20 protein-coding genes are annotated in these 17490 nt (G+C 37.6%); 16 read left to right on the plus strand and 4 right to left on the minus strand.

The features are described from left to right. Nucleotides 1–40: 40 nt before the first annotated feature. Together AC3II9_RS09730 and AC3II9_RS09735 are read left to right on the plus strand one after the other, a co-directional pair. Entirely contained in the window at nt 41–895 is an 855-nt protein-coding gene (locus AC3II9_RS09730; protein WP_391374901.1) for a ParA family protein, read from the plus strand. Beyond that, a complete protein-coding gene (locus AC3II9_RS09735; protein WP_391374899.1) occupies nt 858–1193 on the plus strand; it encodes a hypothetical protein in 336 nt (111 codons plus the stop codon). Before AC3II9_RS09730 ends, AC3II9_RS09735 begins: the two co-directional genes overlap by 38 nt. Nucleotides 1194–1272: 79 nt before the next feature. Here the strand turns inward: AC3II9_RS09735 and AC3II9_RS09740 are convergent, their stop codons facing one another. The 3 genes from AC3II9_RS09740 to AC3II9_RS09750 form a co-directional block, all read right to left on the minus strand. Then, a complete protein-coding gene (locus tag AC3II9_RS09740; protein WP_391374896.1) occupies nt 1273–2241 on the minus strand; it encodes a threonine ammonia-lyase in 969 nt (322 codons plus the stop codon). After that, nucleotides 2238–2705, minus strand: a complete 468-nt coding sequence (locus tag AC3II9_RS09745) for a RidA family protein (protein ID WP_391374893.1) — start codon at nt 2703–2705, stop codon at nt 2238–2240. Before AC3II9_RS09745 ends, AC3II9_RS09740 begins: the two co-directional genes overlap by 4 nt. A 199-nt stretch (nt 2706–2904) precedes the next feature. Beyond that, nucleotides 2905–3147 carry a globin family protein gene (locus tag AC3II9_RS09750; RefSeq protein ID WP_391374890.1) on the minus strand — a complete coding sequence of 81 codons (243 nt, stop codon included), beginning with the start codon at nt 3145–3147 and terminating at the stop codon, nt 2905–2907. Between the two features lie 33 nt (nt 3148–3180). Here AC3II9_RS09750 and AC3II9_RS09755 point away from each other — a divergent pair, with 33 nt between their 5' ends. The 5 genes from AC3II9_RS09755 to AC3II9_RS09775 all read left to right on the plus strand — a co-directional run bounded on the left by AC3II9_RS09755 (nt 3181) and on the right by AC3II9_RS09775 (nt 8243). Beyond that, on the plus strand, nt 3181–4113 hold the full coding sequence (locus tag AC3II9_RS09755) for a DUF6744 family protein (protein WP_391374887.1): 933 nt from the start codon (nt 3181–3183) through the stop codon (nt 4111–4113). Nucleotides 4114–4218: 105 nt separating this feature from the next. After that, nucleotides 4219–5331: an AAA family ATPase gene (locus tag AC3II9_RS09760; RefSeq protein ID WP_391374884.1), complete on the plus strand. Its 1113-nt coding sequence runs from the start codon at nt 4219–4221 to the stop codon at nt 5329–5331. 84 nt (nt 5332–5415) lie between these two features. Further along, nucleotides 5416–6915 (plus strand): VWA domain-containing protein, encoded by a 1500-nt coding sequence (locus tag AC3II9_RS09765; RefSeq protein WP_489155171.1) that lies wholly within the window; start codon nt 5416–5418, stop codon nt 6913–6915. Nucleotides 6916–7325: 410 nt separating this feature from the next. Then, a complete protein-coding gene (locus tag AC3II9_RS09770; RefSeq protein ID WP_391374879.1) occupies nt 7326–7571 on the plus strand; it encodes a helix-turn-helix domain-containing protein in 246 nt (81 codons plus the stop codon). A 258-nt stretch (nt 7572–7829) separates the two neighbouring features. Next, nucleotides 7830–8243: a hypothetical protein gene (locus tag AC3II9_RS09775; protein ID WP_391374876.1), complete on the plus strand. Its 414-nt coding sequence runs from the start codon at nt 7830–7832 to the stop codon at nt 8241–8243. 180 nt (nt 8244–8423) lie between these two features. On the opposite strand, the gene AC3II9_RS09780 is transcribed toward AC3II9_RS09775, so the two are convergent. Continuing rightward, on the minus strand, nt 8424–9308 hold the full coding sequence (locus AC3II9_RS09780; protein ID WP_391374873.1) for a cation diffusion facilitator family transporter: 885 nt from the start codon (nt 9306–9308) through the stop codon (nt 8424–8426). A gap of 785 nt (nt 9309–10093) precedes the next feature. On the opposite strand from AC3II9_RS09780, the gene AC3II9_RS09785 reads away from it, so the two are divergent. The 9 genes from AC3II9_RS09785 (at nt 10094) to AC3II9_RS09825 (ending at nt 17481) form a co-directional block, all read left to right on the plus strand. Next, the gene (locus AC3II9_RS09785; protein ID WP_391374871.1) at nt 10094–10384 is read left to right on the plus strand and encodes a hypothetical protein; all 291 of its coding nucleotides are present in this window, start codon (nt 10094–10096) and stop codon (nt 10382–10384) included. Nucleotides 10385–10399: 15 nt separating this feature from the next. Then, complete coding sequence (locus AC3II9_RS09790) at nt 10400–11452, plus strand: ParM/StbA family protein (protein ID WP_391374868.1); 1053 nt, start codon at nt 10400–10402, stop codon at nt 11450–11452. Nucleotides 11453–11463: 11 nt separating this feature from the next. Continuing rightward, nucleotides 11464–11958 (plus strand): hypothetical protein, encoded by a 495-nt coding sequence (locus AC3II9_RS09795; protein WP_391374866.1) that lies wholly within the window; start codon nt 11464–11466, stop codon nt 11956–11958. Between the two features lie 5 nt (nt 11959–11963). Further along, nucleotides 11964–12569, plus strand: coding sequence for a thermonuclease family protein (locus AC3II9_RS09800; RefSeq protein WP_391374863.1), 606 nt, complete (start codon nt 11964–11966; stop codon nt 12567–12569). A 46-nt stretch (nt 12570–12615) separates the two neighbouring features. After that, nucleotides 12616–12837, plus strand: coding sequence for a hypothetical protein (locus tag AC3II9_RS09805; RefSeq protein ID WP_391374860.1), 222 nt, complete (start codon nt 12616–12618; stop codon nt 12835–12837). A gap of 16 nt (nt 12838–12853) precedes the next feature. Continuing rightward, entirely contained in the window at nt 12854–13972 is a 1119-nt protein-coding gene (locus tag AC3II9_RS09810) for a conjugal transfer protein (protein WP_391374857.1), read from the plus strand. Nucleotides 13973–13996: 24 nt separating this feature from the next. Further along, nucleotides 13997–14218, plus strand: coding sequence for a hypothetical protein (locus AC3II9_RS09815; RefSeq protein ID WP_391374854.1), 222 nt, complete (start codon nt 13997–13999; stop codon nt 14216–14218). 15 nt (nt 14219–14233) lie between these two features. Further along, on the plus strand, nt 14234–14746 hold the full coding sequence (locus AC3II9_RS09820) for a TcpE family conjugal transfer membrane protein (protein WP_391374852.1): 513 nt from the start codon (nt 14234–14236) through the stop codon (nt 14744–14746). Between the two features lie 107 nt (nt 14747–14853). Then, entirely contained in the window at nt 14854–17481 is a 2628-nt protein-coding gene (locus tag AC3II9_RS09825; protein WP_391374849.1) for an ATP-binding protein, read from the plus strand. Nucleotides 17482–17490 lie beyond the last annotated feature (9 nt).

Here is a 17490-nt window from a genome sequence, read left to right on the forward strand (position 1 = left end):
TAATAAAGAGAGTAAGTAATTCAAAGGAGGTACTCCCCGTATGGCAATTAAGATGGTTTTCGGTAACCAAAAGGGTGGCGTCGGTAAAAGTACGTGTTCCTATCTATTCACGTTATTACTATCGTTACGAGGTCATAAAGTGCTTTTAATTGATATGGACAAGCAAGCAAATAGTACGCATTGGCTGATTAATACATTCAATAAGTTACATTTATTAAATGAAAATACACCAACGATTCAAGATGCAATCGTAAATCAAGATTTCCGTTCTGCTATTCTTCCGTTAAGTGAGAACGTAGATATTATTCCGAACGGTAAGGATTTAGATGGTATTGATATTTTCCTTTATAAAATGTTAGGTGATGAAAAGCATCCAGCGTTCAACTTCTACTTACGTAAACTAGTAAGTGAAATTGAAGGTGATTATGACTTTATTATTTGGGATACACCGCCAACACAAAATACATACACAAAGAATGCATTAGCTGCTTCTGATTATGCAATCGGTGTAGTGAAGTGCGAAACTTCTTCTCTTAACGGTGCAAAGGACTTTCAGGACACAACAAATACGCTTGGCAAGATCATGGAGGCTATGCAGCTAAAGCCAGTCCAATTTGCTGGTGTTATTATTTATCTGTTCTCTAGTCAAGGTACGCTACGTAAAGAGGTTGTAGAGGATATTCGTACAGAATTTGGTGAGCTTGCGTATAACAATATTATTAAAGCTCGTGACCGTATCGAGCGCTATACGAAAACGCCGTTAGATTTAGATAATAAATTAGATCATCACGATAAGAATGCATTGCAAATGTATGAAGTATTATTAAATGAAATTCTAGAAAAGGTGGGTATTGACTATGCGAAAGGACAATCCAAATCCATCTCCATTTTCTAAAGGAGATCCACAATTAACTGAACTAGCACAAAAAGTAGGGGCTGTAGAACGTGGTGAGGCAGACGTATTAAACTCACTATTCGGTGGTGCAGCACCTGTTGAACAAAAGCCACACGAAAAGGCTTATATGAAGCGTGGTTCGTTAAAAGCGAACGAAAACGACTATCACTTCATTAAGCTATTAAGCTCTATGCGTGGGATTAAACAATACGATTTAATGGGCGACATGGTGAAGGTGTATTTTGAAACACTTTCGGATGAAGAGAAGATGATGTTGAAGAAGTATATTAGTGAATAATATTTATGCCCACCAAATATTTGGCGGGCATATTTTTATCAGTATATTTTTAAGGGTATAAAGGCGGTTCTAACAGATACTATTTTGGAAAGTGAGCTGTATCCACAACAAATTCTTCTATTTGGTCGATATCCACATTACCACCTGAAATAACCGAGACGATCTTTTTCCCACGCAAGCCTAGCTTATCAAAGAGCACCGCTGCTACAGTTGTCGCACTAGATGGCTCGATTATCTGCTTCGTGCGCTCCAATACAAAGCTAAACGCATAGCGAATTTCGTCCTCGCTTACAAGCACTAGGTCATCTAAATAGTTTAGTAGTACTGGGAAGGTAAGGTCACCTGGCTGATTCGTACGCAGGCCGTCTGCAATTGTGTTCGTTGCAGGAATAGTGGTAATTTTTTTGTTTTGCAGTGATAAATATGTATCATTCGCGATAGCTGGTTCTACGCCGATGACTTGAATGCTTGGCTTAGTTTCTTTAATCGCAGTAAGGATGCCGGAGATGAGTCCGCCACCACCAATTGGTACAAGCACTACGTCAATGTCGTCCAACTGCTGTAGGATTTCAAGCCCAATGGTTCCTTGACCAGCCATAATAAACGGATCGTCATAGGGTGGGATGTAAATGCCGCTTTTTACCTCAGCAATAACCTTAGCGCGTGGCAGTCGCTCATTTGATGTTGTCCCGCATTTCTCTACGTTGCCGTTATAGCCTTTGATCGCGTTAATTTTGCAGAGACTCGCGTTTTCTGGAACGACAATTGTTGCAGAGATGCTATAGTGATTTGCGACGTATGCTACAGCCTGTCCATGATTGCCAGAGGATGCGGCTGTTACATATTTTGCACCTTGCTCTACTGCGTGAATCACTTTATTCGCTGCGCCGCGAATTTTAAAGGAGCCGGTTTTTTGCAGGTGCTCCCCCTTTAAAAATAATGAATTGCCACAAATGGCGGATAGCTGCTCTGAATGAAGGGTCGGTGTTTCATGGATAATCGGTTGAATGCGCGCTTTCGCATCTTTAACATCCTGTAAAGTAATCATTTAGCACGCTCCTTTATGGCAATGATGAAATCAATTTCAACAGGTGTGTTGCTTGGAAGTACAGCCACACCAATAACGGTACGTGTATGTCTTCCTTTTTCGCCGAAGATTTTTTCTAGCAGACGGGATGCACCATCTACAACGCTAGACGGCTCATAAAAATCGTCGGCAGCCTGTACATAGCCGGTTACCTTTAATACTTTTTCTACATTATTAAGCGAGCCAATTTCTGCTTGCAGGCAGCTAAGTGCCTTTAGTACACAGTATTCAGCAAGCTCCTGTGCCTGCTCTACAGTTACCTCTTGTCCTACCTTGCCAGGGTAAGGAATTTTCCCGTTAATGCGTGGCACTTGTCCACTAATATATGCAACACCTGCGTGAGTCGTCACGGGCACATACTCATAAAGTGGTGATGTTACCTCAGGTAATACAATGTCGAGCTCCTTTAAACGTTGTTCAATCATTTTGCTAATCTCCTCTCAGATTGTTATATAGTTATTCCGTTTTTACATAACAATATTATTTACTCTTCATTCTTAGTTGTAAAGTTATTCAGAATTATCTTTCTAATATTCTGATTGGTTTTCTGTCCCACTTGTAAATTAAACGAAATTTCGTTAAGATAAAATGGTATTTAACTTTCCTCAATGCCCATAGCCTACGCTATACCTTTGCATTGGCAATTCTAATTGAACGTTCAATTATTAAAAGTGATTGCATAAAACCGTTGTTTCCTGCATTTAAAAGCTCTTTTGGAGTATTGCAGCTGTGAATGAATTTCACAAAAATCTTATGTTTATTTAGCATGCCTATTTTTAAAAAATCCATATGGATATATTCACGTTTTAGCGTGTCATATATACAAGAAGTCAATTTGGCGTAGTAGCTGGATTGGCTTTTTTGCATTTTCAAAACCCATTTATAAAGGAGAGAGATTTCGTGAAATTACGTAATCAATTACAAACAGGACAAGTCGTTGCCAAGACAGAGGGGCAGGGGAGTATTGGTCATTTATTTTGGTACAGCATTCAACATGTAAAAATTTCTCGTGAGGAATTAGAGCAAAAGATGCAAACTTTCCAGATCGATACGAAATATCTTCCCAATCCAATTCGACCAGCCGATGCATTTCGTCGAGCCACACAGGAGCTGAAGCGTACAAAAGTACCGACAATGCAGCGTGATGTGTATCTCAATTATTTAACGCGAGAGGTGATGACAGATACGCAATTTACACAGCGTAACGTTGTTGTAGAGAGTGTAGACCGAGCCGGTAAGAAGCTAGCTTACGAAACCGAGGCGGTCAAATTAGTTTTAAGAAAGTCAGATAATACGGTATCAGTAGATGCGACGACAACTGATCGTATTGCCATTCAGTTAGCAGAGGAAGCGAAGGAACGTTATGAGCAGTATAAATCCTTATACGATTCTCAAAACATTCGCCAATTTGTCGGTCGTATTTTGGAGCACATGGCAACCACAAGTGTCCGTCCTTCGGGTGGTATTTACTTTGTGCCGTACACGTATGATCAGCAGCTTCTGGCTCTTTCGGAGTTAATTAACGACTTATCAGAAAGTACTGCTACATGTATTCCGTTATTCGATATTAAATCTTCACATGAGCTCGTGAATCGTCAGATAACTGAGGATATTAAGAAAGCACTTTTAAGCTGTGAAAGCATTGTTCATAAGCCAGGGGTTACAAAGTCAGCTTTGAAAGAGGCGATGACCAATGCGAAAAAAGTCGCTCAAACCTATAACGAATATAAAGCTATTTTGGAATTACAGACAGATGTACTGGATAGCAAAGTAGATGACCTTCGTTTGCAAGTAATGGGTGTACTCAATAAATTAGCAGATTTAGAAAAGTAGAGAAGTCTATTTATATTAAAAAAAGATAAATAGAAAAAGAGAAAAAACTAAAAATCTAAAATAAGAAAGCCTGTCACATTCGTTGATAGATAGAGGGATTACAGCATGAATACACAATTAAAGCAAATTCAAGATGGTTTAAACGCAACATTTTTTGATCGAGAGGCTGAAATAGAAGCACTTTTAACAGGTGTTTTAGCTCGCCAGCATGTTTTGTTTATTGGGCCTGCAGGAACGGGAAAATCAGCTCTTTCATCCATGCTAGGGAAAATCGTATCTGGCTCAAGCTACTTCCAACAGCTATTAACGCCTTACTCAACACCGGAGGAAGTATTCGGTGTCCTTTCATTAAAGGATTTAGAGCAAGGTCGCTATGTGCGTAATATTGATGGAATGCTACCAATGAGCCACTTTGGTTTTATTGATGAAATCTTTAAAGCCAATTCAGCGATTTTAAATAGCTTACTGACACTGATTAATGAGCGTTTATATTATAACAATGGCGTACCGGTTGCCTCACCGTTAATGACGATTATTGGTTCATCTAACGAATATATCGAAGAAGGAGAGGGTCTTGAAGCATTATTTGACCGATTCCTTTTACGTTATGAGGTGCAGTACATCAAGGAAAGCCAGAACTTCATTGCGATGATGAAATCAAAACAGCAGCCATTTATTCCAACAATGACTTTAGAGGAACTACTGATTCATCAGCAGTCCGTTGACCAAGTACAAATTGGAGATGTCATTTATGATGCCTTAGCTCAAATTCGACAGGAATTAATAGATGAAGGGATTCGTCCAAGTGACCGTCGCTTCAAGCAGTCCCTTTCGTTATTACAGGCTTCAGCTTATTTAAAGGGGCGTAATGAGGTATCGGTTGGCGACCTTCGTATTTTGGCACACTCGCTATGGGAAAATGCAGACCAACAAGGGATGACGAAAGACATTGTGAAAAAGCATTCACAGGATGTAGTACAATCGTTTATTGATCGAGTGAATGATGAATTCAATGAAATTTTACAATTAGCTGTATCAGCAATGAATCGTGAGCGTTCTCAGGACCAAATTAGCGAATTGTTGCTAAAAGGGAAGGCTCTTTCTAGCGAAGTGCAACAATTCCAGGAGAAGCATCCGAACCGTTCAGAGCTTGTACAATTAAAAGCCCGTATGCAGGAAGAACTTTTAAAATTAACATCGGCTGTGATTGGATTTTAATTACGGTATTCAAAATCAATATATACATGAGGAAGTCAAAGGTGAGTAATCACTTTTGGCTTTTTCTATTAAGGAGAGAATTTGATGGAACTGATAAGAAAAGATTTAGTTTATAAGCAAGAAGATGCAGTGGTGAATGCGGATAAATATGATGTACGTCGTTTCAACGAACTTTATAAGATGGCAGGGAATCTTCGTAATCTGTGTGAAGCCAATCAACAGGTGCCACAGTTCACGAATTTAGTTGGAGATGTATGGGCGAGCTTTTATAAGTCAGCCCCTTCCTTACAAGATGTGAAGCCTGAGTTGGAGCTAAATAGAGGTTTAATCGAAAAGCTATTAATCAATCCTGATTATCAGAGTCAGCATGAGCATACGAAGCTAGATGATTTATTATCTACAGTGACGTCAATTCATATGTCAAAAGAGCTTTTAAATTGGATTCAGCAGCAACCGGAAGCAAAAGAGTACCATAAGCAATTAAAGAAAATTCAAGAGCGTGAAGATAAGGCACAGCAGGATATTCAACAAGCGATAAATCAATTAGCCAATCTTTCATCACTTGCTATTCAAAAGGAGATGGAAAGCTTATTAAAACGGGCTGAAAAGCGATTAAGTCGTGCACAGGAAGCCAAGCATCAATTACAGCAGGATTTTTCGAATGTAACAGATAATCTTTCAAAAGAACAGCTAGGACAAATGCTTTCACAAGCAGCTGAGCGTTCAAATGAAACGACACAGCAAATGAATCAATTAATGGGAGAGGGTACTGGTTCAGGAAAAGGTGATTATAGTCAGTTACCGATTCGAGATCAGTTTCTACTTGCACAGGTTTGTGAAGCCAATCCGAAGATGAAGGAAATTGCTTTATTAGCAGGGCGATTTAAACAAATTGCGAAGGATAAGCAAAAGTCTTTTCATAAGGAAGCGATTGCCCGTAAAGCTGTAACAGTTGGGAATGAGCTTGAACGGCTGTTACCTAGTGAATACATGCAATATCTTTTACCACAAGCGAATGTAGATTTTATGAAGCGTTTTAGTGAGGCGCAAACTCTTATTTATGATAAAAAGGGGAAATCGAAGCTAGGTAAAGGACCTATTATTTGCTGTATTGATGAAAGTGGATCGATGCGTAAACTTGATACACAAAGTAAAGCTTTTTTAATCGCTTTAATGAGTATTGCTCGAAAGCAACATCGAGATTTTGCAGTTATACCATTTTCCAGTACGGTTGGTCAGATTGAAATACTTCCGAAAGGTAAGTGTTCAGTTACACAATTAAAGGACTTATGTAGTCGTTTCATGGGGGGAGGCACCGTTTTTGAGGAGCCATTACAAGCAGCCCTTCAATTAATTGAGAAGGCTCGTTTTAAGCAAGCAGATATGATCTTTGTAACAGATGGAGAAAGCAATATATCAGAGGGGTTGTTGCAGGCATTTAGAACAGTAAAGAAAAAGAAAGGTTTCGATTGCACAGCTGTTGTTATCGGTAATTCGGCAAACGTGAATATCGTTAAGCAATTTGCTGATAAGGTTGTGCAAGTAAATGATTTGTTTTCAGCGACAGATGTATTTTTATTTTAAAAGGAATTTTATTTGAGCCTACTTCCTTTGGAGTAGGTTTTTTGTGTTTTTAGCTATTTTCTTAAGAAAATGATTCAAAAGACCTTGTTTGTAATGTTTGTAATCAATTGTAACAGTTAGGAAAAGAATAATTATATTTGATGTATTATTTGTAGAAAATTAATGTGATTAAGAGAAAATTATTAATTTATATCTTGATTTTGAGAGGAATAATAGTAGGGTTTTATATGTTTTATAGGTCTTATTACGCTAAAGGTAGAAAAAGTAAGTATATTATTCTTGAATAATGTTGTTTTAGTTTGGTAGAACAATGTAAAATGCCAACAGGTAAATTATCACGATACTAGCTAAAATTTATTGCTTCGTTAAAGTAACGGAGATGGTTATAGGGCATTTTGAAAAGGTAGGGGATGAAATTGGTTAGTACCGTCACTCACCCTGAAAAGCTTGGGGATTTTCTAAAAAGTATTCGCCTTGAGCAAGGGTTGACGATTGAGGAAGTATGCAAGGAAATACCAGTAGATGTAGATACATATCGCGATATAGAGGAAAATAAATTATTCAATCCGACTTTTGAAAATGTGTATTATATTTTTCGACAACTAGGTGTTGAACTGGATATGTTTAATTGGAAAAAGTATTTTCAATATGTATAGAAAAATATATTTGTCTAAAAAGGGATTTATAGAAAAATAAATGAATTGAAACTAGTACCTTGTGTGGCTGGTTTCTTTTTTTTGGGGGCAATTTAAGTAGATATTCGAAATAAATGATGCAATACTTTATTTCATTGTTATTAATTAATACATACTCGAAATGCTTAGTAAATTAATGCCTAGTATGCATATTGGTTCATACATAAAAATGCTATTCCATGCTAACAATTAATTAAAAGGCAAAAAGGAATGAATGTCATGAAGAAAATATTCACCATCTCGTTATTAATGTGCCTCTTGGTATCAAATTCAGCTTTCGCTAAATCGAATACTCAATATTTCCCTCAAGATCAACCACCTAGTATATTAGAATTAGCGTTTCTGCGTGACTTGGGGCTACCTATACTGGATGCAATGTCCGCACATGGAAATAGACAATTGTTCACCTTTGAACGAATCGAAAAAATTAAACGTAATATCGATGAGGATACCTACGATGTTACATTAAGAGTTGTCGGTTACGAAGGTGCAATGAATCCACCATATAAACTAATCCGTATTACTTTCCGTATACCTGATCATTATTCTGACAAGCGAATGAAAGTGATTTCCTATAAAGCAAAAGATATTACTCCAGAAGAAGTAGATGAACTATCCAAAAATACAAGGTAGTTCACTTTTTTTACTAAGCAATTTGTTTCTGATACGCAAAAAGAAACCGCACCAGAATTGTAGTAAACGAATTGCTATGACAAAAAAGCCTTTCGTAAATAGTAAGGACGAAGTCCAGCACTAACCCAAAGATTAGTTCCGCTCCGTCCTGCCTCTTATAGTATAACGAATTTTAGTGAATTAACACTTTTTTTCATCATTTGGTTCTACATGAACGTGAACTTCGTATACACCCTGTTCGTTAATCATCATATCTTCAATATTAGTAGCTACATTGTGCGCTTCCGTTATACTTAAATTCGCATTAACCAGGATTACTATGTCTATAACCTCGTTATTACCGTAATTTCTTCCTCTAATTTCTTTTATCCCTTTCACTCCCTCCAGTTTTAGAATAATATCTTTGTAATTTTGAAGTATTTTTTCATCAAAACCATCAGAAAGTTCATGTGAACATTCTTTAAAAATATCCCAAGCTGTCTTACAAATTAAGAATCCTACAACAATAGCTGTAACTGTATCCAACCAAGCCATATGTAGTTGTGACCCTAATATTCCAATGGCTGTTCCTATACTAACCCAAGCATCTGACAAATTATCTTTAGCAGCAGCCATTACTGCTTTACTATTAATCTTTTCAGCTAATTTTTTATTATAACGATACACAAAATACATAACCAATGCTGATCCTAGACCTACATACGCTGCCAAAATATCTGGAGATTCTTTTCCGCCTTGAAAAATTGAGATAAAAGCATCTATTAATACCTGAATACCAACTGCCATCATGATAAATGAGGCCACCATGGACGCTATTGTTTCACTTTTCCAATGTCCGTATTTATGATCATGATCTGCCGGTTTTTGAGAGAGTTTAAGCCCAATAAGTACTGCAATAGAAGCAATAATATCAGTAGTATTATTTAAACCATCAGCCTTTAAAGCTTCAGAATCACTCATGTAACCAATTGCTAATTTTAAAATGGACAAAACTATATAAGCACTAATGCTAATAATTGCTCCTCGTTCACCTAATTTAAGATTATTAAATTTTTCTGATTCCAAATTTCTTACCTCCTACTTAGTACTTTTTTATAATAACAACCCAACTACGAGTGGGTCTATAGCAACCTTTTTGCCTAAACTTACATAAGTAGAGAAGGTACAAAAGAGTTGTTCATAGGAAAATTTCATCATAAAAAAAGAAGCAGTCTTTCGACTACTTCATCATTTGTTCTAAAATACTAATTTGAAATTTGAAATTTGAAATTTGAAATTAGTCGAACCTACCTCTGCTTCTTTAATGGTATTAGATGTCAAAGGGCTAAAGGTATTTGAAGCATACACAATTACCCATTAACTTTGCAGGTATCTTCACTATTTCTCCATGTTGTTCAAATCTTCCCAAATAACATGGGTATTTTTGTTTTGATTTATTTCACAGTAAGCGTCCATATGCATTTAATACTTACTTCACATTTTTGAAACAACAGTTTAGTAAAATATAATTTCAATCTACTACTTATTACGAGTAGCCATTGAAACCTTACTTATTACATTAATAATTTTAACGAAATACCGTTGACTTATAATCAAATATCGACTATTCTTTTCACAGAGCAAATGTTTACGACTGTTTACACGCTCTGTGATTTTATGCAGCAGGTGTTGCTGTGCCAGTCAATTGGACTTGGCTAAAATTTTTTAGTTTAAATTAACGAAATATCGTTAAAATGTGAGGTTAAAATTTTAAAAGCTCTTTTGAAATTTTTTTAATCTAATATAACGAAATATCGTTAAAAATATTTTATACATAGTGATGATAAAAACAAATCTGAGAGGTAACAAACATGGAAATGAATGAACAACAACTTTACGCACTACGAATGCACTTATATTACGAGGATCTAGCTCGTGATATGGAAGCAAAGATTAAGGTCTTAAACGAGTTGAAGGAGATTGATGGTGTGACAATTTCAGAACTTCAATTACTAATGCGTTTGCTGCATGAAAGTGAATTACCTTCTGAAACACCGGTTCCTTTCGCTCAATTGTTACATGCTGAGGAACAGCAATACGAGGGTTTAGTAAAGCAGATGAAATTTAACCTAGAGAGAGAAGGCATTGTACTGCCGGAATGATTGGAGATTTAATCAATGGAATATGTGTCAGTGGATATTGGATATGGGTTCGTAAAAGCAATTAGTTCAAATGGAAAGCGGGTTATTTTCCCGGCAGTTGTTGGCTCTGGCCGTGAAGGGATGAATTTTGCGTTAGGTAATGACCGTCAAATAGATGAACAAAAGCTAGATGAACTGCATATTCAGGTGAATGGAAAACATTATTACGTCGGTGAGATGGCTCAACGAAACGCAACAGATTATTCTCGTGTATTCGAACGCGTTCGTTTTAATCATGAGTACACAATGATTTTATTGCAAACAGCGATTCATCTTGTTGCAAGTCCTGAAGAACGAGAATTTGTATTATTTACGGGCTTGCCACTTGATTACTACAAATCACAGGTAAAGGACTTTGAGGCGAAATTAAAAGAGCCTCTCCCTGCATTTAAATGGATCAGTGGTGGCTCAAATGAAAGCTCAAATAAGGTGATGAAAGCCGTTAAAGTGTTCCCTCAAGCGTTATCAGCTATTTGGGCGACTTTGATTAATGCAGAAGGACGAGTGGTTCACCCTGAGCTAATGCAAGAAGGGAATCAAATTGCAGTCATTGATATAGGCTTCCGTACAACAGATGTATGTGTAGTTGAAATGAAGCAAGGTGGTGGCTTCCGTCCGTTATTAGCTTTATGTGACACGATTGATATTGGTGTAGTCAATCTACAAGACATGATTAAAACGGCTTACAAGGATAAAACAGGCGGGTCTAATTTAAGTGAAGGTAAGATTGAGCGTATCCTTTCAACGAAGCAGATGAAGTACAAAGGTAAAGTTGTTGATTTCACTGCAGAAGTAGAAAAGGCTCACCAATCCGTAGTGAATGCCATTGAGGACCGTATTTCAACACTTTGGAAGGAAGAAGCAGATACATTTGATGCTACGTTCTTACTTGGTGGTGGCGGTAGCACATTCCACTCATATTTCACGAATGAATACGACACGATTTTAGATGGGCAGTTCGCCAATACCATTGGTTATTACCGATTAGGCAAAATGCTTTTAGGTGAGCGACTTGGACAAGAGAACTAGAGGTGTGAGCGATGACAGTTAAAGAAGTCTATGCGATTCGATTAAATCGAAAAGATGAAAGCTTGCGCCACTATTTAGACAAATTCGATTTGAAAAGGCAAGGTACAGAAATGAAGAAACTCCTATATTTAGGGGTTTCTACTGTACAAGCTCAGGGCAATCAAGGTGATTTTCGATATGTCGTCTCATTTACGAAGCAAGATCAGGAAATCCTAAATTATTTAAACCAATTTGATGCAGCATCACAGGAAGCACATTTAAAACGTCTTTTAAAAATCGGCTACATGATTGAGCAGGCTCAAACTGGCTTTGCTCAAATGCAACAAACACAGGAATCGAAGATAGATGAAATGATGCAGCTATTAAAGCAGCTAGTTTCAAAAGATGAAATGCCTAATTTAGTGCCTACACAGTCATCAACTTCAACTGATAGTATTTTCGATCAAGATGTGTTCACCGCTAGCCTCAAAGAAGGACTATCGCTATTTGAAAGTGATGATTGGTGAAGCTCATGCAGTTCACTATTGATTTAGAAAAAGTAGTTGGCAAACTTCGATACATTTTGCTCGGCATTTTAGTATTACTTACGTTTTTCTTTCGTGATACGGCGCCAAATGAAACATCTGAGGAAAAGGCAGCTATACCAGAACAAATGGAGGAAGTACCTTCTGAAAAGAATATGCTTACCACTGACGAACCAGCCCCTTCAAACCTAGTGCTTGAAGAAGAAGATTTAAAAAAAGCGGTTGTTCGCCAAATTATTAATGGTAATACCGTTGAATTACAGTTTGCCGAGAAGCGAATTGAAACGGTGAAACTACTGCTTATCCGTGCACCGATTGGGTCAGAGCCTTATTCAGAGCAAGCTATACAGCGATTACGAGAGCTAATTATTAAGGATTCTGTTGTGGAGGTTGAGGAAGGTGAAATGGCTCGTGATAAACAAGGAAATCTACTCGTTTATATCTGGAAGGATAGTCAAAATGTCAACTTACAGCTTGTACAGGAAGGTTTTGCTCGAATTTCAAATGTAGAGCATCCCAATACAAAGTATGTTGAAGCCTTTTACGAAGGACAGGCTTTAGCCCAAAGCCAGAAGCTAAATATATGGCAGTAAGGATTGCTGCCTAATTAACATGAGATACAGATAAGGATGTGGATATATGTTTAAGAATTTATTAGTAGTTGTAGCAATGATTTTAGTAATTACGGTGGTGGGAAGTACATTAATTGACCAATTCCCAACACTAGCTCCAATTTGGGAGGAATTTAAAACAGTTGTAGGCGATTTCTATGAATCAAGCAAAGTAAAATACGGTGTTTTAACAACGGTCATTTTTATTGCTGGAATTGCAATTCTATTTGGTTCAAGCAGTATTCGATAAGTGAGGTAAATGGGCTGTGGCGAAAGAAAGAAAAACAAAAGCTCTTTTGAAGGGCTTTAAGCGATTGTCAGATGATGAGAAGCAAAAAGCAGAGCAACGAAAGCTTGAGCGTAAAGGGAAAAAGCTAAATAATTTTACGCCTAAAGGCTATCGTGCTCGCCGTGTCGGAGTATATACGTTTTGGACTTTATTTGTAGGCATGTTCTTATTTGTAGGGCTACTTGTTTTATCTAATGGATCAGATGATTCGGATGTAAAAGACGAGATTTTATACGACAAAGTAGCTTCACAAGAAGCCACCGTATTTGCTCAAAACTTTATCAAAGCATATTTTACATGGAAACGAACAGACGAAGGCATTGTAGCACGTCAGCAAGCCTTAGCACCATACCTAGCAAATGGCTTGGATGTGAATGCCGGGCTTGTTACAAAAAGTGTGAATTGGGATTCGACCTATTTATCATCACAAGTTCGTGATGTTGAAACTATTGAGGAAGGAATTGGTCAAATTACATTTCAGGTAAATAGTAAGCTCTCGAACGGAGAAGCAGAAAAAGTTGTTGAGCAGTTTATGATTGTGCCTATTGCCTTTGACGGTGAAACATTCGGTGTATATGGGCTACCGAAATTTACAGATATTACAGATTATACGACGGTAAAGATAGTTACAGATAAACGGCTAAAAACAGCTAGTACAGACGAATCGAACGAGATTAAAGCCTTTGTGGAAACGTTCTTTAAAACTTATGTAGAAGGCGAGTATGAACAACTACGTTATTTACTAGTGAAGGATAGCAAGATAACAGGCTTAAATTCGACCTATGTATTTAATGAAGTTGGCGAGGTAGAGGTCTTAAAAGATGAAGCAGAAACAGGCTTTATTGCTAATGTAGACGTGCTAGTTACGAATCCTGTAACGTCGATTCAAACTTTAATGAACTACCAGCTTTCGATTAAGAAAAGTGCAGATAAGTTTGTTGTGCAGGCAATGGACGATATGACAGGGAAAGAAATCAAATCAAAGTCAGCAAGTGATGTAGAGAAAGAGCTTTTAAGCTTACAACAACAAAAAGAAGCTTTAATGGCAAAGCAACAAGCTGAAGCATTGGCTCAACAAAAGACAGCAGCAGAATAAACAGATTTTAAAGGAGTTTTCATTGTGGATTTATCAGGGTTATTTGATTGGATCAAAGAGCAAGCGATGTACATTTTATTTATCGGGGTCATTATCGGAGCCCTTGTACTTGGCTTTAAGCGTGCTTGGATTCAGTTGGTCGGTTTAATTATCGGATTTGGTATTATCGCCATTTTTATTAGTAATCCAAACGTGATTACAGATATTGCCGATTGGTTAGGCGACAAGGTAAATATCGGTGGCTAATTAGGGAGGATACTGATGCAGGAGCATAAAACCAACCATACAGCCCTTCATGTATTAAATGATTATTTGAAGTTTGAAAAGAAGATTTATCAAGTATTTGGTGTACCACTTGGTCGCCCTATAGCTTTTAAAGCAGTGGGCTACTTTATTGTTATTTTCTTAATCGAAATGCTTATATATATTACCCCAGTAATCGGTAATGTACTAAAGCTATTTCCTTTCGTGATATTAATCGCTATTCCAATCGGGTTAGCTTACCTTTTAGCAGATGTGCAAACGGAGGGACGTTCTTCTGTAGCCTTTTTCCGTTCAGTCCTTTTGTATGTATGGAGAAAGCAACAAAAGGTGACGTACATACGAGACCGTCTTTTACCAAAGCCAAAAGTTCATCAAATAAAGGGGTATAGCATTGTTACGACCACACAATCTCAAGCAGAGAAGGGGCGTATACAAGAGCTTTATAGGCTAAAGAAACAGCAAGCTAAAAGAAATAAACGATTGAATAAGAAAAGAAAAAAGGATAAATAGATTTTTAGAAAAAAATATTTTTATTTTTGGGGAATATCGAGCAAAAACAAGGTATTCTCCTTTCTTTTAAAAATAGCGATTACGAATGACTAAAGGAGATGAGACATATGTCAGTGTTAACTTTTCCTGTCCGTCATGTAGACAAGAACTTAGTGTTTGCAATTGATGGCACAGTGACAGCGTATTTTAAAGTTGCAGGCTTTAATTACGACTTTTTATCTGAGGATGATAAGTATGGTCCCTTCAATGCACAGAGAGCCATGCTGTATAACAATAAATATGATTTGCACTATGTTTCAGAGCCTTTTCCAACAGATATTGAGCAAATTTTAGATGCCACAATGGAAGATATGAAGGCGAAGGACTATGAGCTAAAAGAATACGGCTTAATGTATATGGAAGTATTAAAGGAAGCTTTAGCTCAACAGCGTGCAAATACAGAGGCGAGTGATTATCACCAGTATTTCGGTATTCAATTGAATGCCGAAAAGAAGCGGTTTAAAGATACGAACGTAGGATTAAATACGATTCAGTCTATTCGTGAATTTATTAATGGTTTAACCCAACAAACGCATCGAGCAGTCGGCTTACATGCTACGGATGTATTGGCATCTGAAATTCAAATGTGGCAGGTACAAGCAGATACTTTACTCGAATCCCTTCGTACAGCTTTCCGTTGTCGTGTGGAGGCAGTTTCAACAGAAGAAACGATTTATCTGCTTGAAAAGGAGTTCTCGGTATTACCGAACAATGCAGACGTGAGCTTACGTGAGGATTTTTCTCCTGCAGAGCGTGTTGAATTTGTTGGAGATGACGGCGAAATCCAAGTTGGTTATCGCCCACATCGAAAAAGCTTTTTAGAGCTACGAGAAACGAATATTGAGGAATACGGTCCAACTACATTGAAATTTAGCCGTATGGTGAACGATCAGGAAAAGCATTTATTTGTTCGTTATTTAGTTGTTCATTCGATGGAATCCATTAATTACTTCCCAAACTTTGAATGGTTATATACATTACAAACGCGTCTTTCATTCCCGATTTCAACGAGTATTCGTGCGTATCATCAAGCGAATGAACGAATTGTAAAGCGCCTGTCAAATAAGCGTTTGGAATATCGAGATCAGAAGGAAGAAGCAATGAAAGCCGACTCTAGTACAGATTTAGCTTTAAATCAGTCGGAAGCCGGTACGATTCAAGCTGAAGCCTATTTCCAAAAGACGGGCCAACCTGCCTATGCAAGTTCGATTGTTTTTAAAATCACTGCAGAAACAACGAAGGATTTAGATATTCGTTCAAGTGAATTGAAACAGCTTTTAATGAACTATGGCATACAAGCTGTGGCTCCGTATGGCGAGCAACTTACATTAATGATGGAAAAAATCTTAGGCTCAAAGCAATTTACAAGTGATTATCAAATTGAAATGGACTCGGGTGTTTTAGCTGGCATGATGTTCGGTGCAAGCTCAAATATCGGTGACAATCGAGGGTTCTTTATCGGCTATACCCATAATTTAAACAAGCCTGTTTTCATTCAACCAGATCTTGCAGCAAAGGCTTATGAGGGCATCGGTAATTTGGAAGATTCGATTTCAGCCCTTGTTGCAGGTGCGACAGGTAAAGGGAAGTCCTTCTATATGAACTTGTATATGTATTTATCGGTTTTAACAGGTTCACGAGCTCTTTGTATTGATCCCAAAGGCGACCGTAAAGACTGGGATAGCCTACCGTTGATACCAGGAGAATTTATTTCAAAGTGGACGCTTGGTAGCGATGAAGATGATGCAGGAAGTCTTGACCCGTTCCGTACAAGCCCCAATTTAGATGAAGGTAAAACGATTGCTATCGACATTTTATCATTCCTATCAAATGTAGATATTGATGATTTTCGTTACGCGATTTTAAGTAGTGCCGTTGAGGAAGTAGGAAACGAAGAAGATCCATGTTTAGGAGCTGTTATTGAAAAAATTGAGCAGGAATACGTTTCGGCAAACATTCAGGATATGTCTGAGCAACGCTATAAAGCTTTAGAACAGCTACGTGAAGGCTTAAATTCTATGCAAAAGGTACATCTCGCTCGTTTATTGATTGGTCAGCGTAATCAGAAATATAAGGTGCTTGAAATCAATAAGCCGATTCAAATATTAATGGTAGAAAACCTTGAATTACCTGATTTAGAGCGTGAGGCGACAAAGAAGCTATTGCCACAGGAGAAAATTTCAGAAGCCATTTTAATTTCGATTACAGCATTTACAAAGCAATACATGTTCAAGCAGGATCGTGGTATTCATAAAATCGTGTTACAAGATGAAGCAAGCTCAATTGACCGTAATGCGACAGGTCGCAAGCTAATGGATTTTATCGTTCGTAAGGGTCGTTACTACAATACAACACTTTTAAAAGGTTCTCAGAATGCGACAGACCATAAAAATGATGTGGCAAATATGGGGATGAAGTTTTCATTCGGACTACGTACACGAGATGAAGCTTTGGAAATGCTAGAGTTTTTAAACCTTCCTGAGACAAAGGCGAATGTAGATAAAATTCGTGAATTGAGTAAAGGGAATTGTATCTTCCAAGATATTTATGGGCGTTCAGCAGTAATTAAAATCGACCCAATTTTCCCAGACCTTTATACAGCATTTGATAGCTCAACTTCGAGTGAAGCAGAGCGTGAACGTGAGCGTTTAAAACGATACGGCCAGAAGGAAACACCAACAGAGATTACATCATAGGAGGCGTGT

It is taken from the genome of Lysinibacillus sp. RU7 (genome assembly GCF_057837305.1).

Coding starts and splice junctions, on each gene's coding strand:
- AC3II9_RS09800 (WP_391374863.1), top strand. CDS start 11,964: ATGCAGTTCACTATTGATTTAGAAAAAGTAGTTGGCAAACTTCGATAC.
- AC3II9_RS09805 (WP_391374860.1), top strand. CDS start 12,616: ATGTTTAAGAATTTATTAGTAGTTGTAGCAATGATTTTAGTAATTACG.
- AC3II9_RS09765 (WP_489155171.1), top strand. CDS start 5,416: ATGGAACTGATAAGAAAAGATTTAGTTTATAAGCAAGAAGATGCAGTG.
- AC3II9_RS09740 (WP_391374896.1), bottom strand. CDS start 2,241: ATGATTACTTTACAGGATGTTAAAGATGCGAAAGCGCGCATTCAACCG.
- AC3II9_RS09825 (WP_391374849.1), top strand. CDS start 14,854: ATGTCAGTGTTAACTTTTCCTGTCCGTCATGTAGACAAGAACTTAGTG.
- AC3II9_RS09745 (WP_391374893.1), bottom strand. CDS start 2,705: ATGATTGAACAACGTTTAAAGGAGCTCGACATTGTATTACCTGAGGTA.
- AC3II9_RS09735 (WP_391374899.1), top strand. CDS start 858: ATGCGAAAGGACAATCCAAATCCATCTCCATTTTCTAAAGGAGATCCA.
- AC3II9_RS09760 (WP_391374884.1), top strand. CDS start 4,219: ATGAATACACAATTAAAGCAAATTCAAGATGGTTTAAACGCAACATTT.
- AC3II9_RS09785 (WP_391374871.1), top strand. CDS start 10,094: ATGGAAATGAATGAACAACAACTTTACGCACTACGAATGCACTTATAT.
- AC3II9_RS09770 (WP_391374879.1), top strand. CDS start 7,326: ATGAAATTGGTTAGTACCGTCACTCACCCTGAAAAGCTTGGGGATTTT.
- AC3II9_RS09775 (WP_391374876.1), top strand. CDS start 7,830: ATGAAGAAAATATTCACCATCTCGTTATTAATGTGCCTCTTGGTATCA.
- AC3II9_RS09730 (WP_391374901.1), top strand. CDS start 41: ATGGCAATTAAGATGGTTTTCGGTAACCAAAAGGGTGGCGTCGGTAAA.
- AC3II9_RS09820 (WP_391374852.1), top strand. CDS start 14,234: ATGCAGGAGCATAAAACCAACCATACAGCCCTTCATGTATTAAATGAT.
- AC3II9_RS09790 (WP_391374868.1), top strand. CDS start 10,400: ATGGAATATGTGTCAGTGGATATTGGATATGGGTTCGTAAAAGCAATT.
- AC3II9_RS09750 (WP_391374890.1), bottom strand. CDS start 3,147: ATGCAAAAAAGCCAATCCAGCTACTACGCCAAATTGACTTCTTGTATA.
- AC3II9_RS09795 (WP_391374866.1), top strand. CDS start 11,464: ATGACAGTTAAAGAAGTCTATGCGATTCGATTAAATCGAAAAGATGAA.